This is a genomic window from Bradyrhizobium sp. 1200_D9_N1_1 (assembly GCF_052075915.1).
Lineage (GTDB): Bacteria > Pseudomonadota > Alphaproteobacteria > Rhizobiales > Xanthobacteraceae > Bradyrhizobium > Bradyrhizobium diazoefficiens.
The window spans coordinates 9,057,974-9,079,043 of the sequence record NZ_CP197226.1 but is presented as its reverse complement, the minus strand read 5'-3'; the positions used below and the strand labels follow the sequence as shown (position 1 = coordinate 9,079,043).

The window sequence follows — 21,070 nt, the reverse complement described above, 5'->3', positions numbered from 1 at the left end:
ATTCACCTATCAGGCTGCACGTTCGAGAATTCGCTTCACGCTTTTCGCATCTATCTTTGCCAGGCCGAACTCTTCCGACCAGATCGCGGCGATCTCGCGAAGGCTCTTGCCTTCAGTCTGCAAGGCCTTCCCGCGAGTCAGTGCAGCCTGCTCAGCAGCGTTCGGCACAAGGCGCCTGTCCTTGCCCTCGCCCTCGACGTTGAAGCCGAAGGGCCGCTTGCCGCCGTTGAATAGGCGCTGCGAAGCACGGTGCTGCTTCACGTCGCGCACGCGCTCGCGGATCCGATCGCGCTCATTCTCGGCCACCGCCGAGAGGATAGTGAAGACCAATTTGCTGATGCCGTTGCCGGTTACATCACCACCGAGGTCGATCATGTGCAGGGCGACCTTGTCAGCCTTCAGCTGCTCTAGCGTACCAAGCGCGTCTGCGGCCGATCGGAAGGCCCGATCCAGCTTGGCGGTGATAACCACGTCGCCGGCCTGCAGCGTCGCAAGCAACCGCTGCCCCTCGGGTCGATCGGCAAGCGGCACGGAGCCCGACACACCGGCCTCGACGAAGAACCCGGCGACCGACCATCCCTTCATCATGGCATACCCGGTGATTTGCTGACGCTGCGTGTCCAGAGAGAGGCCCCCGTTGGCCTGCTCGGCGGTGCTGACCCGGCAATATCCGTAGACCTTCACGGCGTTCTCTGTGGCTTTGCTAAAGCAATGCCACATAATGGGCAATGCCACAGGGAAAATCAAGCGTTCCCCGGCTGGCGCTACCGGAAAAGCTCAAGGGGCGATCAAAGCGTCTTGCCATTGGGCTCCCTAGCGCTAAGAGGCCGACCGAGCCTTTCCGCTACGGCCGTTTGAGAAAGCCCCAGCAGGCTCGTATTGAATTTGCGCAAGAGCGTCGTTCTGTGAGGCCATCAGACCTGTGTAGCGATACATGCGGAGACGTGGACGCGAGACGGGGACCTGATACAACTTCTCGAATCACGGGGAGGAGTAGCATGGCGATTCCGCGTAGCGACAGGTCCCCGGCCGATGCATGCGGAGTTCAAATTGACGCAGACACGAGCCAGCAGACCAGCCAAGCGGCGGGGAGGAGGGCAATCGTCGATCCGAGACGATCTCTGGAAGGCGATGATGGATTTAAGCGGTCGCCAGTACGTCTGGGATCAGCCAGAAGGGATTGCACGCCCGGCCCGGTCGGATGACAAGCCGCCATATTTTCCAACCATGACGCGAACAGAACTCGCGAAATGGCGTGCTGAATTCGCGCAGAGCGTTACGGGTGGTTTGAGCGCGGACCAGAACGCGCTCGTTCGTCGTTGGGCGAAGGAGAACTTGCGTACTGCCGCCCTTCCGGCCCAGCTTCAACCACGCTGGAACCGTGAAATGACAAGACGGGTCCGACGGCGGCTTATGGATTTTTTCAGTTCCATACGACGTGCCACCGAGATTGATTTGCAAGACGCATCAACGACTGCGGATCGAGAGCCAGAGCCCGTTGATGAGATTGCCGCCGCGCGCGACGCAGGAGACTTTTTTTCAGTTGGCGAACTGCTGGCGACCAAATTGCACTCAGCTGACGCGCAAGCCGCCGGCCCTCTTCTAGCCCGCATCGCCGCCGCGTGGGCCGCTCCAAAAGGACCCCTTGTTGAGGTCACATCTCCAGTCGACCTCTTGGCCCGACTGGGGTCAATCTCCGAAGAAAATGCTGCCGCGGCTCTAATAAATGCAGTTCGGCGGTTACCTCGAGGAGCGAAGGATGATCTTCCTGTTGGCATTGGTGATCTCGCCTACCGTCTTCGCGACGCGATTGCTCGAATTTATGGTGTTGTGGACCAGAGATCGCCCACAAACGCCTGCGCAGCAGCAGCAGCAAAGGTCGAAGCCGCGCTCTACGATTTCGAGTCGTCAGTCCAACGGTTTTTGCGCACGAGCCCGGAGACGGCGAAAGGAAGTTCTGTCGAAGTGCTGAAGAAGCTGCACCCACTGCAGCCAATGCTTGTCCCTGCTGAACGGGAATTCCTCCATGACCTGGAGGTTATCATAGGTCCTGCTTTTCGGAGGCTGTTCGAGGCGTACGAGCGCAACGATGATGCGGAGGTCTTGAGAAGGGCCCCCGAATTCCTTGCGAACGTCAAGAGCCACACTCCCGTAGCCTCCGATCCACGTTTTCGCAGCGGGGCCTGGAACTCTACGGTTGCTCCTATTCTGGGCCATGTGTCCGGCCTAGTGACAGAAGCCATGTCGCGCGGTGAAGTTGCGCTTGCGCCAATCCTTAAGCTTCGGAATGGCACGACCAAGGCCGACCTTAGGCATCCCAATCGCCCTATCTATCTTTCGTTTGCATTGCGCAATTCTGGTCGCGGACATGCGCACGACGTGTCGCTGCGAAGCGGTCCTGCAGAACCTTCCGCGCCGCTGACGTTAGTCGAGCCCGCGGCGCCATTCGATGTTGCTCCAGGAGGAGAGCAGCTCGTCCGATTGAAACTCATCCTTTCTTCCTCGACGTCACACGTAACAGCCCCAGTCACTTGGCTATGCCAAACCTCCACAGAAAAGGAGACCAGCTTCGCCGACAAGATTAATGTGAACCAACAGGTCACAGAGCCGAACTGGGCGGAGCTTATCACGAGCCCACCTTACAGCCTAAATCCGATCAGACGTCCCGATCGCCTCTATGGGCGCGATGCCACCCTACAGTCCCTCATCCTTGCCGCGATGTCAGGCGCTTCGAAATTTGTGTGGGGACAAAAGCGGATTGGAAAGACCTCGCTCCTGCAAGTGCTGGCAACAAAATTGTCAGATATGCCCGATACCAAATGTGTATTATTCAGAATGGGGGAAATCGGCTCCCTCCACGAGGGCGAACTCGCACGGTTGATCGCACAGCGTCTCGCGGGTGAGAGTGATGCGGCGTCTGTGCCTCCGGCGTCGGAGTTCGGTGCTGGCATGGGCAGACTGGTCCCGTTTGTCGAAGGGCTTGTCGCGAGAACACCCAAACGCAAGCTTGCGGTAGTGATAGACGAATTCGACGACCTGGATCCCACCTTTTATACTGGAGAACGCGGTAAGCAATTTGTGAAGTCACTCCGCTCGCTTTCGGAAGTGGGCGTTACCTTCTTTTTCGTCGGAAGTGAACGAATGGAGGCGATCTTCACCCGCCACCAAGCGGACCTCAACAAATGGACGAATGTGAAGCTGGACCGAATCGATAGTCATAGCGAATGCCGCTCGCTTATTATCAATCCCGTCGCAGGCGAACTCGAATTTTCCGATCAGGCGGTTGATTTCATTATCGACTATTGCGGTGGAAATCCGTTCTACATCAACAATTTCTGCTATCAGATTTTCGAGCGCTGTCTCCAGGAGCATCGAACCTTCGTCGATGACAATGATACCGACGCTGTTAGGCATCAGCTACTGCGCGCGTTAGGTGCGACCAACTTTTCGCATTTCTGGGAGGACAATCCGCTGTTGACGGCCGAGGAACGCCGCAAAGCTAGCGCTGAAAACTGCATCGCGCTGGCCTGTATCTCCATACTTGGCGGCCGCTATGAGGATCAGGATGAGCTTCTAGAGGCGCAGCATGGATTGTCGCTGTCGGCCGCGCTGACCGCTTCGGACATCGAGCTAAGCCGCGCGTGCGCGAGGTTAACTGCTAGAGGGATACTGTGCGCCTCCCAGAAGAGTAGCGAATACTCTCTCGCGCTCAAGATTTTTCGAGAATGGCTTTCCGAAAATGCCGTCTCCAAACTTGTTCCTATTTGGATCGAGCACAAGGAAAACGAGCGATCTGCTGCGCTCGCGGAGCCGGTAAAAGCCGAGATGTCAGAGGTGGCGTCCGACTTGTCGGGTTTTGTGATCGCCGAAGATGATATTCTGGCTGTCTCGCAGCGTCTCATGTATTGCGGGCGTCAAAAGGATGTTGCGGAGCTGCGTTCTTGGTTGCGCCAATTCGATGACGATGCGCGGATCGAAGTGGCCTTTCTTCTTCTGAAAAGACTGGCCGATAAAGGCTTCATAAATGAAGGCATGAAAAGCCTCGCGCTCGGCAAATTGGATGAGATCATCAAATCAAGACGGCTTGAGGTGGGTGGTGGAGCATGGAAAATTGAACGCGGTCGTTTCGACAATCTGTGCCTAACATACGTAGACTCAGAGCTTAAGAGCGGCGCAAGTACCACCCGCGACTTGAAGAACATGCTGCGTCCGGGCAAGAGCGGTCAGACTTCCGAGATTGCAACGTGGATGCGCACTCACATTGAAGACGACCCCATGGTCGTCGTTGTGGATGACTTTGCGGGTAGCGGCGCGACTTTAGCCAAAGGAATAGAACGCTTTCGCAATCAGACCGATCGCGCACTTTGGCGTAGATACTGTGACGAGGGCCGGATTTCAGTTGTCATAATGTTCGCGTTCCCAGAGGCGATAGATCACGTCCGAAAAAGATGCCCGGGGATACACGTGGTACCTGCAAACATCCTCGGCGACGAATTGCGAGCTTGTGGAGAGGATGCAGACATTTTCGAAGGCGAAACTGAACTTCGGTTTGCAAGAGATGTTTTGCTTCAGATTGGACGAGAACTCTACCCCAGCGCGCCGCTCGGCTTCGGTGACATTGGTGGGCTGGTAGCCTTCCACAATACAGTACCGAACAATACGCTGCCGATTTTTTGGAGCAATGGCCGCGTGGGAGACAAGGAGTGGAAACCCATCTTCCCGCGGCCCTGAGCGCACTATGCAGAACGTGCCGCTACCGCACACTCGACCGCATCGACCACCCAGGGAAACTCAAGCAACACACCGTCCCCCGTGGTCTTCACGAGGCGACCGCCGTGTTTTGCCACGAGGGCGTCGGGAACCTTGCGGTGTTCGCGGAGTGTGCGGGCGGTGCCGACCTCGTCGAGCCCCATGAGCCGCGAGTAGTCCAGCCACGTCGGCCGCAACTATTGCTGCCAATCTGCGTCCGACACGAACTGGCTGCTTTTGCTTCATGGCCAAGCTGCCCCGGCGACACCATCCTTGCCCGGATGCCGCCTGTCGCCAGTCTGGGCCCAAGGGTTGGCCTCGTCAACAAATGGAACCGTTGGTCTTTCAAGGTCCCGCTTGATCAGCACTTGAGCCATCGAAGGCGCTATGGCCGACATCCTGAGCTTGAGCGGGCCAGACCGCCAGCGTGCGGTTGATGCCGTTATTGCAACCAACCCCTCTCAATTGGTCAGGGTACCGGCGCGCCATCTTCTGCGCGGTGACGTGACCGGGTCCGGGGAAGTCGTCCTTAGCGTCAGCGCTGGCGCCCGCACTCCGCGCGGCATGGTCGACGTTCTCTTGCAGAAGGCCGAACGCAAGCGAGCGGCCATTTGGAACGCCAAGACTATCATCGGAGTTCGCCGCGGCGCCGCGGTACCCGTCCAGCACCGGCGGGACGGATGCAGATGAAATTCCGCTGTCTGACCGCCTCCCGACATTCCACGAGCTGGCAGCGTTTGATGCCGGTAAGGCATGGGGCCGTCTGACCGTCGAGCAGCAGCGGGAAATCGGTATCCTCACCCTGCGCTTCGGCACAGTCGGGCAGTGTGAGGTGATTTCCACGAAACGATTGAGGGCGCCCGCAACGGTTTCTCGTCGAGCCATTGGACGCCCCAGGTTCAGGCGACGGCTGTTTGGCCGCGCCTGCATATTGGTTGAGAGCGCTGCCCGCGCCGCATTCGAAGCACTCTGCGAACACTTCGATCCCCTTTGGCCCCAACTGTTTGGTTGGCAAGCTCGAAAGGAGGTGAAGCAACCCTAGACCCGCCTGAACAGCGCGAAGGCTAAGCGAGGGCGGAACCTACCGCTCGGTCGTTCGCGAAGTGATCCAACTCCCATCAGCAGTGAGAGACGATATGAGCAACGCGGTATCAATCGCGAGGCAACGGGCGCGCATCCACACGTTGTCACTCTCAATTTGCGAACCAGATGCAATTCGCTACCGCACCATCGAAGTCGAAGCTCAACTTACTAAGTACATTTGGTGGCTTCGGTAGGCCATTAAACGCAATATTTTGAATTGCCGAGACTCCGCCTGAAAGTGTTTCCTCATAGTAGCAGCGCTGAAAGTTCGGCGTGGCCGTATCTCTCAACTCGAAATTCCAAGCAGTGACCACGCTCCCCGAGGCAAATCTGACAAAACGAAAGACAGTATAGCGCGTCGACGGCAACTCCTTGCTGGTGCTGATCGCGTCGACTTGCAATTGTTCCTTGCTCGGCTGAGGGACGTCGACTTTGAAGTCGCCCACAATTTTGATAGTCGTGTCGGGGGCAAGCCTCACTGTCGTGGAAGGATCTAGACTAACGGTTTGCCCGTCCGCGACGTGAAGCTCGGCTGTAGGCGCGAGCGTCATCGTTCCGCCAACGATAGTTTTGACTTGCGCTCTCGAAATACCCTCCGTCACGGCGGATGCTATCTTGTTGGCCGCGGCCTCGGAAGACGTGGTTTTGCTATATCCGAAGAAGGCAAGGCCGATCCCAACTCCCCAAAGTGCAGCACACAGACCAAGTCCAGCAGCATTAAGTCCGAACGCCTTCGCGCGAGCTATGCGCGCCTCAGCACCAATTCGCGCATTAAGTGTAGAGGAAAATCCTGCGAAATCGAATGACTCAGAAACGTCATTCATTTAAGCGTCCTTTCGGAACCAAACGCACCTTGCAAACGCGGCAGCAAGGTCAAATTTTGGAGGCACTTTGTCTTTCGTCATTAAGCCGTCGTCGCCGATATCGATTTTTAATGACACATCGGAGCTGTCGCCGCGCTCTGTAAAATAGCAATACTGATTGGTCGGTTCTTTTTGTGTGCTCGTGAGAAAGCGCCACCCCGTGGATACGGTGCCGCTTTGGAACGGCACAGATTTAAATATGGTGTAGTTCGTAATCGGCTGCGCTTTCGGCGCGGCTTTTGGCGTTGGCTGTGCCGGCATGGCAGAAATTGTAGGCAGTTGAATCCGCATGCTGCCCTCCGCTGTAACCTTAGCAGATGGATCTAGCTTCAGTCGCGACTCCTGAGACAGCGCAACTTTCTGGTCAGGCGCGAGCCGGATCTCCGACGGATGTATATCAACATTACCTACAGCTTGCCCGCGCAACTCAACTTGGGACAACGACTTTGAAATCGCCGCGGCAATCTTGTCGGCAGTCGTACGAGAGTCCGCGACGTATGAATAGCCAACAAACGCCGCTGCGACGGCCAAGCCCGCCCCCAGCCCTGCTAATCCAACGCCGATCGACTTTCGAAAGAACGATTGCCCGTCGATATATTTCAACTCAGCGCTGATACGCTCATCAAGTGAGTTGGCCAGATTAGCATTCAATCGCGATGAGAGTATTTTCACTGTGCGGACGCTTTCGGAGCTGCACTATCCTTCATTGCGGCATTGACAGCTTCGCGCGCCTCCTGACGTAGCGCAATTAGGAGTGGGCCGAACAGGTACGTCATGGCTTCATCAGGTAGCTCGATACTTGGATCTGTATCGGTAGTCTTGATCCGCCTCACGGCCGTCATGGCAATCAAGGTCGAGGAAAAAGCCGCGGCGATCGAAGATACAAAAATGAGATAGAACTCGACTCTCTTTATCTGGTCAGGAGTCACACTATTCGGGTCTACGCCGAAGATCATTGCCGCCAATGAATGTAGCTGGCTTTGAAAAATGGATTCACGATTCTCGGTCGCCACCTTCGAGATCTGCTCTTGTGTCTCACGCAATCCCTTGTCGTTGCCCGCCTTCGTATATTGGTCTTGCGCTTGTTTAAGCACAGCCTCCGCATCGTTTGCCTTGGTGCGTGCAATCGAAATCTCCGAATCTAGCCTCTTGATCAAAGGATTTTCTCGGCACACCTGTCTCGTCGAGGGGGGTGTCCCAGGCGGAGCGGCAGGGTTTGGAGCTACGGTCACAACGGCGCAATCCGCTGGCTTCTGCTGCGCGAGCTGAGATTGAAGAGACAGTACAGCAGACGCTGCAGCGTTCCGCTCCCGCTCCCGACGATCCATTTCCTCCCTTGCCGCTTCGATCTGGCTCTTGAACTGCTGCTGTCTGTCTTCAAGCTCTTTGATCAAACTATCTTTCTTATGAGTGTCCTCGAGCCGTGGTGTGAACGATGAGGCCCCGATTGAATAAAGCGAGTTCGAAGTCACCGCGACAGCACAAAGAACACCAAGAAGCGATGCGAGCTTTATGTTCCATGATGTCTGCGTGCGTACTGCTATAGCCAATGGCACCCGCGCCAATTCAACCATCGCCATGGCGATAGGAAACAGCATGGCTTGGATAATCTTCGCCGCAGCCGCATCGGGCAACTGGGCGACCATCAAAAGCGTATTTGTAAGAATGAGGCCGATGATTACAAATTCGACAGCAAATGCTAAGACGATCTGCTTCACATTGATCGAATAGCCTCGCTGACGATCTCGTGCAGCACGCAATTCACTGCGTGTGGGCGCCTCTCGTGGCGCCACATCGAGCACCCCTTCGCTGCCACGAACACGACCAGCTAGAACGTTCATGATGCGTGCCTCACCCCACTCGGTCAGCTTAGATCAATTCCCACAACTTCCGCTAGATCGACTAAGAGACGACGCTCGGCGGACAACACCATCAACGAAATCCACCACATGTAGTGGGTGTGGATGAGTTCAGCCGCTATTTATGATCGCTTGCGTTATCTGAGCACGCGGTTGGCCTGCCACCAGCTTTCAAACATGCGCGGTACTGCCAAGGCTCAACAAAGCTGCCAGACCATATTCCGCGCTCGCCTTTCTCAGCAGCGCGCTGGGCGTCCGCGTACCTGCCTTTCGAGTACAGTGGCCAGTCGAGCGCATGCCCATTAGCGACTAGCCACTGTCCGATATCAGGTCCCGGCTCCCCGAGCTGGCACGTCGCCACGGTTCGTCCGTATTGGTCTCGATCAATGGGGGTGCATTGGACCGGCCGCCTGATGGCCCAGAGCAGTCCTGCAAGCGCCGCGGCCGCTGCACGTCCGCACTGGTAGAGGTCGCTGTCGTCGCTCCTGCAAAGCTGCGTGCTTTCGGGCGCGTCGATTCCCCAGAGCCTGATGCGGCTGCCGCGGACCTCGATCGTATCGCCGTCGATCACGCTGGCTTGCCCGATCAAGTCATCCGCTTGGGCTGCGAGAGCGGCCAGAACAGAAATGGCAAGCACCACCCAGAAAATTCGATTTATTGCGAGTTTCGGAGGAATTTTTTGTCCTTTGAAATCAGGCCCCTGGGGCGATTCTGACGTGAAAAAAGTCTTCCATTTATGGAGTGGGTAAGTTCGGGGGCTTTTCATCCGGCCGAACCGCGGAATAGCTTTTTTTGAAGCTCGAAAGTAGGAGGCTGGGGCCCCAAAATGGGTGGGGGTACCTCTGAAAAAAATCAGTGCTTTGCTTCTTCATCCTCACTCGGCGCCGCCTTTCTCAAGACGGGCTCGTCTGGATTCATTCCGCCGTTCTTGGCTTCCGCGCGTCTAGGTCGCCACTTCGCTGTGCGGCCTCATCTACAGACGCTGAATAGTAGCGGACAAACCTGCTCTTCTGCGAGCGCGCAAAGAGGTCGTTGAGGGACCCGACATAGGGGATATGGGCCATCATTCTTACGCAGAAGAATTTATTCTTCCAGCGAAGTTTCATCGGGCCGATCATCTTGATCTTGGCTATCTCCTCTCTCAGTTTGCTTTCTGAGATGGGCTCATCTTCCGCTTCGCTCATCATCATGAGCGAAATCTTCCGTATTGCGCTTCCTACATCGTTTGCGTAGTCGTCCGTGAAGAAGGACTAAGCCACTGATCGGGAATCTCGATTTGGGCTAAGGGGCATTTCCAGATTGCAAGGTTTTGATGCTTTGGGCGTCAGAACCTTGCGATTTGGTTTTCGTGGATTCCCTCGAAGCGGGAAGCATGATTCCTTGTCTGCATCGGAGGGAACGATGCGGCCGAAGAAGCACAAGACGACGGGATCGAACGATCTGTTCCGGGCTCGGCTCGACCAGATCATCAATATGAAGCACGAGCTGGTTCTGCTCGCCGGCAAGGTCGATTGGGACTGGATCGACGGCGAGATCGCGCCGCTCTACAGCGAGAACGGCAGGCCCGGGATCGAGACGCGCTTCATGATCGGTCTGCTGTTGCTCAAGCACATTTACGGGCTGTCCGATGAGGAGGTGTGCGAGCGCTGGGTCCATGACCCATACTTCCAGTTCTTCACCGGGGAAGAGTTCTTTCAGCACACGTTCCCGCACGAGCGCTCGGACCTGAGCCATTGGCGCAAGCGGCTTGGCGACAAGCTGGAGTTGCTGCTGGCCGAGAGCTTGCGGGTAGCGCACGAGGCCGGTGCATTACGCAGCCAGGACCTCAAGCGGGTTACGGTCGACACCACGGTGCAGCCGAAGGCCATCACCTTTCCGACCGATGCCAAGCTGCTGCATGCGGCCATCAAGGGGCTCAACCGCCTGGCGATCAGGCACGGCGTCAGGCTGCGGCAATCCTATGCTCGCATCGCCAAGGCCGCCGCGATGATGGCCGGCCGCTACGCCCATGCCAAACAGTTCAGGCGGCATCAGCGGCAGTTGCGTATCCTGCGTAGCCGGCTGGGCCGGATCATCCGCGACATCCGCCGCAAGATCGAAGGCCAGCCAGCACTGGAGCAGGCGTTCGCCCTCCCGCTCGGCCGGGCCACGCAGATCCGCTCGCAGCAGCAGCGCCAGCGCGGCTGGAAGCTCTATTCCTTCCATGCCCCGGAAGTGGAGTGCATCGGCAAGGGCAAGGCCAGCGCGCCTTACGAGTTCGGCGTGAAGGCCTCCATCGTCACCAACAACCGCCGGGCTCCCGGTGGCCTGTTCGTGCTGCACGCCAGCGCACTGCCCGACAACCCCTACGACGGTCACACCTTGCGGGACGTCATTGACCGCACCGAGACACTCACCGGCTGTCCGATCGAGCGGGCCTATGTCGACAAGGGATACCGCGGCCACGACGCACAAAATCCCCGTCGCGTCTTCATCTCCGGCCAGAAGCGCGGCGTTTTCGGTGTCATCAAGCGCGAGCTGCGCCGCCGCTCCGCCATCGAGCCCATCATCGGACACCTGAAGGCGGAAGGCCACCTCGGGCGCTGCTACCTCAAAGGCCGCGCCGGCGATGCCGCCAACGTCGTCCTCTCAGCCGTCGGACACAACTTCCGCCGCATCCTCGCCTGGCTGAGATATCTCTTGTGCCTGTTCCTGGCCCAGCTATGGCGCACGCTCGCCCGGCCAGCCTCGATCAATCCGGCTTCTTAACGGACGACTGCGTAGCGAGCGGCCTCGATCATAGTGCAGGTAGCCATGACGATTAGACCAGCCGCGCAAAACATTAGCGCTTGCCACGTGGTTACGCGCAGCTCATTCCGTGGCGTTACAATGACGAGAATAACTAAAACGACGATGAATGCCTTCGTGAAGCTGAACAGGCGAAGCCACCATATCTTATAGTTGGTGGACTCTCTAAGCAAATTGCCGACCCTTTCTTCTAAGAAGGCTTGGAATTCGAAAAAGCTGAATTTCTTGTGATAAAATCTCCAAGCACCTGAGATCAACGATCGATGCTTCAGGGTCGAGTATGTCGCATCATAATTCATGCCGATCGGGATCAGCCGGCCAAGGAACAGGACTACTCTATACAGAATGTCCAATGAACTTAGCCCCACAACGAGCGCGGCGCCGAATAACGCATTCTGTACGTTCTTCTCGTCGAACTGGGTGCTTGCTTTCGCTATCGGCAAGCTGAGATCCAAGGAGAAGATGCCGCTGTTAGCCACGAAGCCTTCGATGAGGTGATAGTAGTAATCGCCGGAAACGAGTCGAATGAATAGTGCCAGAAAGATTGCAAGCACGATTCGACCAGCAAAAAAGTTTACGAAAGCGAGAACAGATTTTTCAATTTTATCAACTTCAAGCATGATCCGTCCCTAGCTGCGCTTGGACTTTTTCCTCAACCTGACGCCGGCTCCGCCTCCATTCTCTGGAATGAACTCGACGCCGGCCCTTTCGAGGGCTTTGGCGATAGCTTCGATTGTTTCTTCCGCGACTTTGATTGGACCGCCTGCCTCTGCACGTTTCAATGTCGGCACGGATACGCCCGCGGCCTCGGCGACTTCCGGCTGAGACAGGCCGGTCAGGGCACGCGCCGCTCTCAATTGAAAAAAATCCACCATGATGGACGCCGACAACTTTTCCAGTTGCGGTAAGAGCTCCAACGGCTTGCCTGAGCCGCTGGTCATTCGGAGGAAGTTCGCCGCAAATCTGCGAAGCTCACGGTTCAACTGGTTGTGAACCCGTTGTTTCCTGATTTCCGCTTCGGACTGCTCGCTTACGACACGCAACACCATTGCCCGGCGCTCCCCACAGCTCGCGCATGATTCCCCATCGCGGGCGCCGGAGCAACAGCAATGGGCGGCTCCTTCTGGAGCCGCGTAGGGTCGGTGGCGTATTTCACTTCTTCGATCCGGTCTTGGCAATCTCGATTGTCCGATATGCCGCCGCCACCCTGGCCGATACGACCAAGGGGTGCTCGCCTCCGGCTTTCGCGATGGATCCTTGCATCGTAGATGCATCAACCGCTGAAATCGCAAGGGCCTTACGAGCGCTCAGCAGTTCACGATCGGCAAAGGTTACCCTGGCGAACTTGCTCAGACCTGCATCTCTCATCCTCTTCCCTGCTGACGCCGTAATCATGGTGAGCGCCAGATTGCGATTGTCGCCGACGATATTGAGATCTGAGAGACAGAGCAGGGAGCATTGCTGGCCATCAGCAGTTACCGCGCAACTCGCCCTGGTAAACCCGATGAGTGTCGCAAAATCGCTCGACACCTGCGACGCCACTCGCTTTCCGACGGCTTCGTCGCAGTCGCCGAACGCCGGCACTATCGAAAGTATGGTAGCTACCGCTGCAAAGCCGGTTCGGGTCATCTGTTCCTGCTCTCCTTAGCGGTGATCCGAAAGTTGGATCGCGAAATGACCTGGTCAGCCCATGCGCACGTACCGGTCCCGCAGGACTTTCGTAGAATCCCGGGTTCCGGATAGGCGACTTCCCACCTAAACGTATAGGCCGATCCTTGCCGCGCTTATTCAAAAAGCTCCGCACAATCGTGAGAGGCGCATTGTTTTCAAATTTCATTGCAAGTGCCGGGAGGAGATAGCTCAGGGCCTCGTCCGAAATGCGATGCTTGGGGATATGCTGGTGGCAAGCGCGGATGAATCTTCCTTGGTCGTACTGCCGGACGAGGCACACTTCCTTGCTCTTTAGGTCGGGGCATAGTTCGAAGGTTTCGCTCATCATTCGACCCCAGCGATGCGGCGGATCGTTTGAGTGTCGCCACAAACTAACAAAGGAATTTGAGGCAGCCACAGCGCGTTACCGCGCCGCCAGTGGATCCAAAACTCGACATACTTCTTCCCCATCGCCTCGACCGCTAACCCGTCCTTGTATTTGGCTTGGACCCTGAGTTCCTTTTCTTCACTAGGCTTGAGCATGAAGGGCTTGAACGCCTCTTTGCCCAGTTGGCCTCGAACGATGCTTTCAACTTTCCCGCCGTCGGCGAGGAAATATACGCCCTTGCGCTCCGTGGCGTACGTGATCAACACGTCATAGTTTGTCGTGTTCTTGATCCGGACTAGGACGAGTGTATTGCCGAAGGAATTTTGCGTCGTAAGTGAGCCAACCGGCCGCCCCTTGTAGAAGCGGTCCCCAAATGATGCGAGGCCTCCGAGCAGGCCTACCACGCCTCCAACCATGCCAATCATGGCTGGCCATCCCAAGGGTTCTGCCATCTGCTCTCCGAGACTTTCTCCGAAAGGTCATAGCCAAAGAGACGGGTGAAACGAAAGTTCTAGCTTGATTGCAGCACAAGTGACGCGCAACGTACAAGTGCCTAGCTGATGCAGGCCCAGGACGCCGATGCGCGACGAACTGAGGAGGCGCGTTCTTGACGACGATCAGGCTTAAGCACGATTGGGTACTCGGCGACCGGCTCGGGGCCGGCGGCTTTGGTCAGGTATTCGCCGCTGAAAATCAGGACGGTCTGAAAGCCGCAGTGAAGCTCGTACCCAAAGTGCCCGGCGCGAGCAGAGAGCTGTTATTTGTGGATCTAAAGGGCGCGCGCGGGATCGTTCCGGTAATTGATAGCGGCGAACAGGATGAGCATTGGGTCCTTGTTATGCCGCGGGCCAGCAAATCCCTGCGCGAACATTTGGCAAGCGCCAAGGGGCCACTCAGCACGGCAGAAGCGACGTCTATTTTGATCGACGTCGCTTCTGCCCTCGCAGACCTGAATCGTAGGGTTGTCCATAGAGACCTGAAACCCGAAAATGTCCTCTATCTAGATAGCAAGTGGTGCCTTTCGGATTTCGGCATTTCAAGATACGCCGAAGCGACGACGGCAGCCGACACTCAAAAGTATGCTCTTAGTCCCCCTTACGCGGCTCCAGAACGATGGCGGGCCGAGAGGGCAACTGGCGCTGCTGACGTCTATGCATTGGGGGTTATGGCGTTTGAAATGCTCGCTGGCCGTAAGCCATTTCCGGGCCCTCACATTGAGGACTATCGAGAGCAACACCTTCACGATGAACCACCGTCGATCGACGCAGGGACACCGGTTCTGAAGGCCGTTGTTACGGAGACGCTGTTTAAGGCTCCCGGCGCTCGGCCTTCACCTGCGAATTTGCTTGCTCGACTGACACGATCACAACAACAACGCTCTGGCGGTCTAGCAAGGCTTAGCGAGGCACATCTTGGCGAAGTTGCCAAACAGAGCGAAGCGGAGCGGCAGGCGTCCGCGGCACGCTCGGTGGTTGAGCAACGTGCCGAGCTGTTTCGTGGCGCTTCCGCGCTCATCAATGCTGTCTACGGGGAATTGTCCGCCTCCATCTTGGAGGCCGCGCCAAGTGCTAGAAAGGGAAAAGGCGGAAAAAGGAACGGCATGACCATAGCGCTCGGTACAGCTCAGCTTGAGCTAGTGCCAGTCGTTAACACGCCGCCCAATCCTTGGGATTGGAGAGATGCTCCCGCATTCGATGTCATAGCTCAAGCTGGCGTCATCCTTCGCGTTCCGCGGGATCGATATGACTTCGAAGGACGAAGTCACTCGCTTTGGTACTGCGATGCCTTTGAAGCGGGTCGATACGAATGGATCGAAACTGCCTTCATGATTTCGCCCATGGTGCCAAAAATGACCACCATGCGCCCCTTCATGGCGGATCCTGGAATCGAGGCGGCCAAGGCTCTGGGGGCTGGAATGGCCGAATATCAACTGGCTTGGCCAATTGAGCCCCTGGACTCGGATGCATTTATCGATCGCTGGGCCAATTGGCTCGCTGATGCTGCGCAAGGTCGGCTGCAAGCTCCTTCGGCGATGCCGGAGAAGCCTACTCCTCGAAACTGGCGTCAGAAGTGACCACACTCGTCCGAGACGAGGCTTCGACGAAGACCGTTAACCGGTACAGAATCGGTGTGGGATTTGTTGATTGCTTGTCAAGGAACTTTGTGCATATATGAGCCATTAACTCGGTCGACGCCTACAAGCCTCTGATTCCAAAGAGACTTTTTGCTCCAAAGAAATCGGAATCTTTTCAGAGTCTTAGGGCGCGACGTGGGGGCGAGTTTAGGAGCTGATCCATGGGAACCGCGCTGGCAACGATCTTTGATTCGGACGTACAGGTTCACACGTCCTCACATGGCGACGCAGCAACTGGACTTAACTGGGACCTCCCCGACCAGGACAAGCGTACCATCGACGAAATCGAGTCGAACATCCGCTCTGCTGAACAGATGAGTGGCCGCCTCGTCGCCGGCTGATGGTGACGAATGGCGATCCGCGTTGTTGAGCTAGTAGACGCCCAACATTGGACCGATCTGGAGTCTTTCCTCGGTGCGGGGCAAGGCAACCCGCATATTACCGCGAACATCATCAGACATCTTCGAGAGCTGAATGCGCTTTCGGCACTGGTTGATGACGACTACATCGATCGCGATTTCAGCGAAGCGTTTAGTGCCTACTACGCCAAAACCTTCAAAAGGCACTCAAAGGTCTGCAAGCGCATTCTGTTCTTCTCTTGCGATCTGGGCGCGCTTGCATCGCAGAATATGGAGGCAGCTGCGAGACACCTCGAGGCGTTGAACGAGCATTTTCTCGGGTTCATCGTTCTTCGACCGATAACGAAGGCTCCTGTAAGTCAGGCAATCCTCAAGCCCCCGCCAGCTCCTGCGGGGTACGAACGCCATTTGCTCGTAAAAGCGAAATACACTGCTCACATTCTTGGCGCGGAATTGTCTGTTGAAGCAGTCCCTATGACGCAACAAGACTCGCGTGTTGGCGCATGCGCTCAAGCGAGTATCTGGGTTAGCGCTCGCCACATCCATGCGCGACATCGCGGTCCGTGGCTTTCTACAGTAAGCATCACGGATGCTGCTATCGTGCGGTCTGAGTCGCAAATAAACTCGACTTTGCCGGCTGGATCAGAGTTTCTCACAGTCAATAACACCGTATCGGCGCTTCGAGCTGCAGGTCGCGAACCGTTGATCTATGCGGCGAGCGTCGACTCAAAAGGAAGTTTACAGTGGGGCGCTCTGCGACCGAGAGAGATCATCAACCGTTATGTAGACTCAGGTATTCCAGTTTCTGTCTGGCTCGCATCTCCGGGCGACCTGATCTCGCACAGCATCGTGGCAACGGGACAAGTGCTTTCGCCGAATGCGCCAGGGGCGCTACCAACGCGGCCTACACGCGCTGAATATTGCGCGGCCTATCTTGTAAATGATGATCAGCGAGGATCTAACCTTCGCCTCTCCACGACGCCGGGCGGCTCGATCGCCGAGGTCTCGCGCAATGTTCTGGACAACACAGTTGTCCTCATAATTCCGCTACCATCGAAAGTGTACCTGCCCGCCGAGACGGCAGAGACAATTGCTTGGGCGATGATCGATCTATACGCCAACGATTGGTCATCTCATAAAGGGGCAAATGCCGGTAAGCTAGGTGCTTCGGAAGCGCTGGGCGACCAGGTCATTGCGGCAATTTCGTCGAACACGTTGGTGGCAAGAACCTATTTGACCTACGGATGGAAGTACAAGCATCGCGCCATCCGGAACAACCTCAGTGAACATGTAAAAAAAATTGTAAGGGGCCTCGATGTGCCTCGATACGTGTACGTCACGGAGTTCTCTCTGACATCACAGTTGGACGGCCGGCCGTTGCCAAAGCGTCGGATACTCGCGCACGTCGTCGTAGACGCTACTGCAAAGCATCACGACTTTGAGGCCGCGTTGCTCTTCCACGCGCCTGGTCTGTGCCTCTGGCACAGCCACGGATCAATGAACGACCTGGTTCGCTATGTCGTGGCGACGGCTGACGACAAGGAGTACTTCCCCAAGGTTCGCGGGGATGTGGAATTCGCTTCGTTCTACGCAACTTAGATGTCACGAGCCCTGTCAGGGCGCTTACCCAGTGCTTACCCGGTGCAGAGCGTGAGCGTCGCGAAGTGTAGGAAGTCCTTGATTTTGCTGGCGCACCCGACACGATTCGAACGTGTGACCTTTGCCTTCGGAGGGCAACGCTCTATCCAGCTGAGCTACGGGTGCAGTGGGCCTCATTTAGCCGATTGGCGAGGGGTGGGCAACCGCTTCCGCCGTGTTCGGCCACGTTGATTTGCGGGCAATGCGGCCAGGAACCGGCAGGCTGTCGCAGCCAAGCCGTATTGCCGCATAAAGCGCCTGGTCGGCCAGGCCCAGCAGCCGGTCGGGGGTGCCGTCGGCCTCGCCGGGAATGTGGCTGGCGACGCCGACGCTGAGTGTGACGTGGTCGCCGGCTTCCTGGCGCTATGGGCGATCCGCAAGGCCATGACGGCGATGCGGATCTCGCCATCTCAGGCCACCGCCGCCACCGGAACGGCGTGGCTCGGGCCGAACAGCTTTCGCACCTCGCTGGCGGGCTTCGGCGCGCTGAACAGATAGCCCTGCATCTCGGTGCAGCCGAGCGCGCGCAGCAGCTCGCGCTGGGCCTCGGTCTCGACGCCCTCGGCGACCGTGGTCATGTGGCTCGCGGCGGCGATGTTCACCACCGCCTGCACGATCACGGGCGCGCCGCTCGTCTCCGCGATGTCGGCGACGAAGCAGCGGTCGATCTTGATCTTGTCGAACGGGAAGCGCTTCAGATAGCTCAACGAGGAGTAGCCCGTGCCGAAATCGTCGAGCGCGATCCGCACGCCGATCGCGCGAAGCTGGTGCAGGATCGCGAGCGCCGCCTCGTCGTCGCGGATCAGCACGGCCTCGGTGATTTCGAGCTCGAGCCGGCGCGGATCGAGTCCGGAGGCGGCGAGCGCGCCGGCGATCCTGAGCGCCAGCGTGTCGCATTTGAGCTGCACCGGCGAGACGTTGACCGCAACCCGCACATGCGCCGGCCAGGTCGCGGCTTCGTTGCAGGCCATGCGCAGCACCCAGTCGCCGAGCTCGTTGATCAGGCCGGTATCCTCGGCGATCGGAATGAACTCCGCCGGCGAGATTCCGCCGCGTTCGGGATGGCGCCAGCGCAGCAGCGCCTCGCAGCCGGAGACCTCGCCCGAGCGCAGATCGACCAGCGGCTGATAGTGGATCTCGAAGCCGCCGTTCACCAGGGCCTGACGCAGATCCTGCTCCATGGTCAGGCGCGCCTTGGCGCACGCGTCCATTTCCGGCTCGAAGAAGCGGTGGGTGCGGCGTCCCTCGGCCTTGGCGCCGTACATCGCGAGGTCGGCGTTCTTGATGAGTTGGTCGAGATCGTTGCCGTCCTGCGGCGCCAGCGCGATGCCGATGCTGGCGTCGGTGGAGAGCTGGTGGCCGAGACAGTGATAGGGCTGCCGGATCGCCTCGTAGATCCGCGTCACGAAGGACAGCACGTCGGCACGGGACTGGATTCCGGTCTGGATCACCGCGAACTCGTCGCCGCCGAGCCGCGCGATCAGGTCGCTCTTCTTGAGGCAGCCACGGAGGCGGGTGGCGATCGCCTTCAACAGCTCGTCGCCGACGTGATGGCCGAGCGAATCGTTGATGCCCTTGAATTCGTCGACGTCGATGTAGAGCAGCGCGAACTGCCCGCCGTCGGCGACCTTCGCCAGCTCGCGTTCGATCTGCTCGCGGAACAACGTACGATTCGGCAGGTCGGTCAACGCATCGTAGTGCGCCATATGCGCGATCTTCTCGTGGGCGCGCCGCCGCTCGGTGACGTCCTCGACAACATTGATGATGTAGCGCGGCTCGCCGGACTTGTCGCGAATGCCGATCCGGGTCGAGGTGATGTAGCGCCGTCCGATGGTCGGGGTGCTCCAGATGTGCTCATCCAGAAATAGTCCGTCCGGCGATTGCAGCAGCTTGTCGTCGTCCCGGGTGATGATCTCGGCGGCGTCCGTCGGATAAAGGTCGAACGCGGTCTTGCCGACGATCGTCTCGGGGGCGGTGACGAGTTGCTCCTCGGCCACCTCGTTGGCCAGGAGGTAGCGCCGCGTGTGGGCGTCCTTCACGGTGATGCGCGAGGGAATATGGTCGATGATCTCGCGCAGGAAGGTGTGGTTGCGATCGCGCTCCTGTTCCAGGTTGCGGCGCTCGGTGATGTCTTCGATCGTGGCGACCCATCCGCCCTGCGCGAGCGGGGTGTTGATGACCTGGAAGGCGCGGCCGTTGGCGATCTGATGGGTTCTCGTGGAGACCGTGCCTTCGGCGACGGTCCTCATGACGTCGTCGCAAAATTCCTCGACGTCGCCGTCGAACGCGTCACGTTCCTTGCGATGGTACATCGCCTCGCGGATGTGACAGCCGGGCTTGATGACGTCGTGGGAGAGGCCGAACATGTCGGCGTAGCGGCGGTTGCAGGTGACGATGTATCCGGCGGCGTCGTACAGGATCAGCCCTTGCGACATGTTGTTCAAGGCCGTGTCGAGCCGCAGCCGCTCCGCTTCGATTCCCTCCTGGGCTTCGCGGTTCTGCCGGTTGATCTGGCGGATGATCAGAAAGAGGATCAGCGCGATCACCACGGCCGAAAGCGCGGCCGTCGTGACCATGAAGCCGGTCTGCTGCCGCCAGTCGGCAAGCGCCGCCGCCGTGGTGTTGGTGGCAACGATGACCAGCGGGAAATGGTTCAGCGACGCGGCTGAGCCAAGCCGCTCCTCGCCGTCGACCGGGCTCCTGACGCGAAGCGTTTGATGGCCGCCCTCGGTCAGCACCTTGTGCATCAGCGGCGCGGTCTTGAAGCTCCTGCCGATCAGCTCCTCGACATGCGGATATCGCGCCAGCATCTTGCCTTCGCGATCGAACAGCGAGATCGCCGTGCCTTCGGCGAGCGCCACGGATGCGAAATAGTTCTGGTAGCTGTCCGGATCGATCCGCCGGACCATCGCACCGACGAAGGTGCCGTCCGGCAGGCTCAGCCGGCGTGCGACGACCGTGGTCCATTTGCCGATGATGAAGCTGCGGACGGACTCCAGCAGCACCGGTTCGGCCATCGGGTCCGATTTGAAGGTCTGGAAGTAGGCGCGCGAGGAGATGTTGATCTTCGGCAACGGCTGGGCCCGCGACCAGTTGATCAGTTCGCCGTCGGCATCGTAGATCGCGATGTCTCCGAGATAGGAGACCGAGCTGACCTTGCTGCGCAGCATCTGGTTTGTGGCAGGTCCGTACATGCGCTCGCGGAACATCCCGGGCGAGGCGATGCCCGGCAGGTTCATCTGCCCGATCAGATCGGCGGCGACGACGTCGGAATCCTCGAATTGCTGATCGAAATGCCGCGCGATCAGCTGCACTGTGTTTTCCAGCTCGCGCTCGCGGTTGGTGAGGGTTCGCTCGCGGAATTCGCCGACGGCCATGGCGGTCACGGCGAAGATCCCCGCGACCAGCAACACGCCGCACAGGGTCAGCCACAGGACAGGACCACGCCGCGCCAAGGCCGCCCAGCCGTTCTTCGCGGCTAAGGACATTCCGGCTGCCACCGTGGAAAAGACCTGGCGCATTCCCCCTCCCTGGAGGAACATGAATACACCGCACAAATG

General features: G+C 58.1%; 16 protein-coding genes and 1 tRNA gene. 5 read left to right on the top strand and 12 right to left on the bottom strand.

The genetic code is table 11. From position 1 onward, the window contains the following. Positions 1-9: 9 nt before the first annotated feature. Entirely contained in the window at positions 10-684 is a 675-nt protein-coding gene (locus tag AB5K84_RS42850) for a recombinase family protein (RefSeq protein ID WP_441232766.1), read from the bottom strand. Between the two features lie 450 nt (positions 685-1,134). On the opposite strand from AB5K84_RS42850, the gene AB5K84_RS42845 reads away from it, so the two are divergent. Continuing rightward, positions 1,135-4,731, top strand: coding sequence for a phosphoribosyltransferase-like protein (locus AB5K84_RS42845; protein ID WP_441232765.1), 3,597 nt, complete (start codon positions 1,135-1,137; stop codon positions 4,729-4,731). 1,211 nt (positions 4,732-5,942) lie between these two features. Here the strand turns inward: AB5K84_RS42845 and AB5K84_RS42840 are convergent. From AB5K84_RS42840 to AB5K84_RS42820, 5 genes are all read right to left on the bottom strand, one after another. Next, the gene (locus AB5K84_RS42840; RefSeq protein ID WP_441232764.1) at positions 5,943-6,656 is read right to left on the bottom strand and encodes a hypothetical protein; all 714 of its coding nucleotides are present in this window, start codon (positions 6,654-6,656) and stop codon (positions 5,943-5,945) included. Beyond that, entirely contained in the window at positions 6,657-7,367 is a 711-nt protein-coding gene (locus tag AB5K84_RS42835; protein WP_441232763.1) for a hypothetical protein, read from the bottom strand. Next, positions 7,364-8,536, bottom strand: coding sequence for a hypothetical protein (locus AB5K84_RS42830; protein WP_441232762.1), 1,173 nt, complete (start codon positions 8,534-8,536; stop codon positions 7,364-7,366). Before AB5K84_RS42830 ends, AB5K84_RS42835 begins: the two co-directional genes overlap by 4 nt. Before the next feature lie 136 nt (positions 8,537-8,672). Then, a complete protein-coding gene (locus AB5K84_RS42825) occupies positions 8,673-9,320 on the bottom strand; it encodes a thermonuclease family protein (RefSeq protein ID WP_441232761.1) in 648 nt (215 codons plus the stop codon). Positions 9,321-9,468: 148 nt separating this feature from the next. Then, entirely contained in the window at positions 9,469-9,744 is a 276-nt protein-coding gene (locus AB5K84_RS42820; protein WP_441232760.1) for a hypothetical protein, read from the bottom strand. A gap of 211 nt (positions 9,745-9,955) precedes the next feature. On the opposite strand from AB5K84_RS42820, the gene AB5K84_RS42815 reads away from it, so the two are divergent. Continuing rightward, positions 9,956-11,302, top strand: a complete 1,347-nt coding sequence (locus AB5K84_RS42815) for an IS5-like element ISBj5_B family transposase (RefSeq protein WP_011084757.1) — start codon at positions 9,956-9,958, stop codon at positions 11,300-11,302. On the opposite strand, the gene AB5K84_RS42810 is transcribed toward AB5K84_RS42815, so the two are convergent. The 4 genes from AB5K84_RS42810 to AB5K84_RS42795 all read right to left on the bottom strand — a co-directional run bounded on the left by AB5K84_RS42810 (position 11,299) and on the right by AB5K84_RS42795 (position 13,831). Continuing rightward, positions 11,299-11,961 (bottom strand): hypothetical protein, encoded by a 663-nt coding sequence (locus tag AB5K84_RS42810; protein ID WP_441232759.1) that lies wholly within the window; start codon positions 11,959-11,961, stop codon positions 11,299-11,301. The two genes, AB5K84_RS42815 and AB5K84_RS42810, sit on opposite strands and share 4 nt — an antisense overlap. A gap of 9 nt (positions 11,962-11,970) precedes the next feature. After that, complete coding sequence (locus AB5K84_RS42805) at positions 11,971-12,390, bottom strand: helix-turn-helix domain-containing protein (RefSeq protein WP_441232758.1); 420 nt, start codon at positions 12,388-12,390, stop codon at positions 11,971-11,973. A 103-nt stretch (positions 12,391-12,493) separates the two neighbouring features. Further along, a complete protein-coding gene (locus AB5K84_RS42800) occupies positions 12,494-12,970 on the bottom strand; it encodes a hypothetical protein (protein ID WP_441232757.1) in 477 nt (158 codons plus the stop codon). A gap of 366 nt (positions 12,971-13,336) precedes the next feature. After that, entirely contained in the window at positions 13,337-13,831 is a 495-nt protein-coding gene (locus AB5K84_RS42795; protein ID WP_441232756.1) for a hypothetical protein, read from the bottom strand. A 155-nt stretch (positions 13,832-13,986) separates the two neighbouring features. Here AB5K84_RS42795 and AB5K84_RS42790 point away from each other — a divergent pair, with 155 nt between their 5' ends. The 3 genes from AB5K84_RS42790 (at position 13,987) to AB5K84_RS42780 (ending at position 17,471) form a co-directional block, all read left to right on the top strand. Further along, on the top strand, positions 13,987-15,453 hold the full coding sequence (locus AB5K84_RS42790) for a serine/threonine-protein kinase (RefSeq protein ID WP_441232755.1): 1,467 nt from the start codon (positions 13,987-13,989) through the stop codon (positions 15,451-15,453). Between the two features lie 221 nt (positions 15,454-15,674). Further along, positions 15,675-15,854 (top strand): hypothetical protein, encoded by a 180-nt coding sequence (locus AB5K84_RS42785; protein ID WP_441232754.1) that lies wholly within the window; start codon positions 15,675-15,677, stop codon positions 15,852-15,854. A gap of 9 nt (positions 15,855-15,863) precedes the next feature. Beyond that, on the top strand, positions 15,864-17,471 hold the full coding sequence (locus tag AB5K84_RS42780; RefSeq protein ID WP_441232753.1) for a hypothetical protein: 1,608 nt from the start codon (positions 15,864-15,866) through the stop codon (positions 17,469-17,471). Between the two features lie 88 nt (positions 17,472-17,559). Here AB5K84_RS42780 and AB5K84_RS42775 read toward each other — a convergent pair. Then, positions 17,560-17,636: transfer RNA gene (locus AB5K84_RS42775), tRNA-Arg, on the bottom strand. Positions 17,637-17,920: 284 nt separating this feature from the next. Then, the gene (locus AB5K84_RS42770) at positions 17,921-21,031 is read right to left on the bottom strand and encodes a bifunctional diguanylate cyclase/phosphodiesterase (protein WP_038965178.1); all 3,111 of its coding nucleotides are present in this window, start codon (positions 21,029-21,031) and stop codon (positions 17,921-17,923) included. Positions 21,032-21,070: the final 39 nt, after the last annotated feature.